Raw genomic sequence first — 2,706 nt, forward strand, 5'->3', positions numbered from 1 at the left:
CCAACCCCGCAACTACCTGGCCTTTCTCGGCCTCGCCGCCGCCCTCTGCTGCTACAAACGACTCCTCCGACTCACCACATAGGACACGGTCTAAGAGGGCACGCGCCGGGCACCACCTGTCCCTTCCACCTGTCCCTTCCACCTGGTCGTGCCCGACGGCGCTCCCGAAGGCGCGGCGACGGTCCTGCGTACGGCGCGCGAACTGCTGCGCCAGTCGTACTACTGCTACGAGTTCTCCACCGTGGCGGTCATGCACTCCCTGATCGCGGTGGAGATCGTGCTCCGCGACCGGACCCCGGACGCGGGCAAGAAGCCGCTGCTCGACCTCATCAAGCAGGGCGCGGCCGCCGATGGCATCCTCACGGCCCGGCAGGCGGAGTACCTCGACTTTTTTGATCGGCAGATCCGCAACGGGATGGCGCACGGCCAGACCACGCACGCGGTGATGCCGCCGGCCATGGCGGTGCCGATGGTGACGACGTCGTTCGCGATCGTCTCCGAGCTCTGCGCGGCGCCCGCCGGGTGATCACGGCTCGGAAACGGTGAACAGCGGGGCTGGCGGGGAGCGTCATTCCAAGTACGCGATATTCGGAGTCCGTGGGACGAAGTTCTCCGATCAGGCGTTCTCGCCCTGGGCCGAGGATGGGAGGTCAATCCCGAACAGGGAAGCCGCGTTGGCCCATGAGAATTGTTCACGTTCCGCATCAGTGGAGAAGTGGTTCAGGAAGAGATCGATCTCCTCCTTGGCCGGCCGCTGGAAGGGGTAGTCGGTCGAGAAGATCAGCCTGTCGGCGGAGGTGACGGACAGGGCATGCTGCAGCAGGGCCGGGTTGAGCATGCCGGATGCGGTGATGTGGAAGTTCGACCGGACGTAGTCCGACACCGGTCGCTGCAATCCGGCGATACGGGAGAGACTGTCGGCTCGGTCCAGCCAGAACAGCAGCATCTCTCCCCAGTGGCCGAGCACGATCTGAAGGTCCGGGTGACGGTCTAATGTGCCTCGCAGGATGAGGCGCAGGGCCGCCGTCGCGGCCTCCAGGTGCCAGCCCCACCCGAAGGTGGCGAACGCGAGATCCGTCATGGCGTCGAAGCCTCGGTACGAGGAGTCACGGACAGCGTCCGACGGCAGCTGAGGGTGAATGAACACCGGCTGACCGAGTTCCGACGCGGCCGAGAAGAAGCCGTCGTAGGCGGGATCGTCGAGGAACAGGTCTCCTGCCCGGCCATAGACCATGGTGCCAACGTGCCCAATGCCCGCCGCCCTTTCAAGCTCGCCGGCGACGTCCTTCGGCGAGGACATGGGCAGGGTGGACAGTGACCGAAAACGGGTGGGGTTGCGGGAGACGGCTTCGGCGGCCACATCGTTCGCGTCGCGGCTCAGCCTCAGGGCTTTCTCGGGCGATAGCGGATGGGTTCCCGGTGGGGTGAGGGCGAGGACGGACAGGTCGACGCCTTGAGCGTCCATGGCCGCGGTGCGGCCGGCCGCCAGGTCTTCCAGGCGTTGCTGGTTGTCGCCCATCTCGTTGAAGGCGAGAGTTTCGTCGCTGAGCGGCGCAGCGCGCAGAGCGGACGTCAGGTCCGGCATGATCCAGTGCTCTTCGATCGCGATGAGCGGCATGGCCTCTTCGTTTCTGTGTTCGGCCACAGCAGGTGGCATCGGGTGGCGCCTGGACGGACCCGGCGTGCAGCTCCGACTGCGGCGTTCTCGTCAGGCCGCCCGGCGTGGTGATCGGTTGGTTCACCAGGGCACGGTCTGACCTGATCGGTCCAGATATGCCAGACCGGGTATGCCCAGCTTGGACAGCAGGACGTCCACGAGCAGGGGGACACTTTCCTCGACGGTGAACGGTGCGTCCGGCCCACCCAGGGCGGTGCGAATCCAGCCTGGTGCCAGGAGGGCGAAGGTGCGCTGCGTCTCGGACTGCCGGGTCGCGAAGCTGCGCATGAACATGTTCAGGGCCGCTTTGCTTCCGCGGTAGACCTCGCGGCCAGCGGTCGTGTTGTTCGTGATGCTGCCCTGCCCGGACGACATCGCGCCGATCAGTCCGGTGGGGGATACGAGGCCTTCGAGCGCTTCGATCACGCGCATGGGACTGAGGGCGTTGGTGATCATCACCTGGGCGAAGTCCGATGTCGGAACCGCCCCGATCGGGGTCTGCTCGTTGTTCGTGGTGCCGGCGTTGACGAAGAGCAGGTCGAGTTGGCGGTGGGTGAGGCGTTCATGCAGGGGCGCCAGGTGGTCGGGCTCGTTGATGTCGAGGTGCTCGACACTCACGCGCCGGCCGGTCCGGTCCGCGAGATCATGCAGAGGCGTTCGGGTGGTGGTGTCGCGGACCGTGCCGATGACATTCCATCCCCGGTCGAGGAGTTCGGCCGCCATCGCGTGGCCGAGGCCACGCGAGGCCCCGACGATGAGTGCTGTCGGCGTGTGTCGATCTGCGCCAGTCGATGGCATACAGGGTCATCTCCGTTCTTACGCGGCAAGCTCACCTCGTGCGCCGGGATGCCGTCTCAGCGGGCTGCTGCGGCTGTCCGGTAGCGCTTCGCAAGTCTGCTCGCCGTGCTGTTATCGGAGCGAATGAAGGGGCCTCTTTCATAGGATTCTCTTCATCTTGATCTTTAACCTCAGGGCCCGAACGATCTCTCGTACTTGATCACTCGGACTGGTAACTGCGGTGCACGCAGGCGGCCTTCGGCTGAGCATGT

At 65.7% G+C, this 2,706-nt stretch carries 3 protein-coding genes; 1 reads left to right on the top strand and 2 read right to left on the bottom strand.

The window, feature by feature from the left end; translation table 11 throughout:
• Positions 1-148: 148 nt before the first annotated feature.
• A complete protein-coding gene (locus tag ABZ454_RS38680) occupies positions 149-526 on the top strand; it encodes a hypothetical protein (RefSeq protein WP_359544108.1) in 378 nt (125 codons plus the stop codon).
• Positions 527-616: 90 nt separating this feature from the next.
• Here ABZ454_RS38680 and ABZ454_RS38685 read toward each other — a convergent pair whose 3' ends face one another.
• Both ABZ454_RS38685 and ABZ454_RS38690 read right to left on the bottom strand, forming a co-directional pair.
• Entirely contained in the window at positions 617-1,645 is a 1,029-nt protein-coding gene (locus tag ABZ454_RS38685; RefSeq protein WP_359544109.1) for an amidohydrolase family protein, read from the bottom strand.
• A gap of 93 nt (positions 1,646-1,738) precedes the next feature.
• Positions 1,739-2,380: an SDR family oxidoreductase gene (locus tag ABZ454_RS38690; protein ID WP_359544110.1), complete on the bottom strand. Its 642-nt coding sequence runs from the start codon at positions 2,378-2,380 to the stop codon at positions 1,739-1,741.
• Positions 2,381-2,706 lie beyond the last annotated feature (326 nt).

It is taken from the genome of Streptomyces sp. NPDC005803 (assembly GCF_040630435.1).
Classification (GTDB): Bacteria; Actinomycetota; Actinomycetes; order Streptomycetales; family Streptomycetaceae; genus Streptomyces.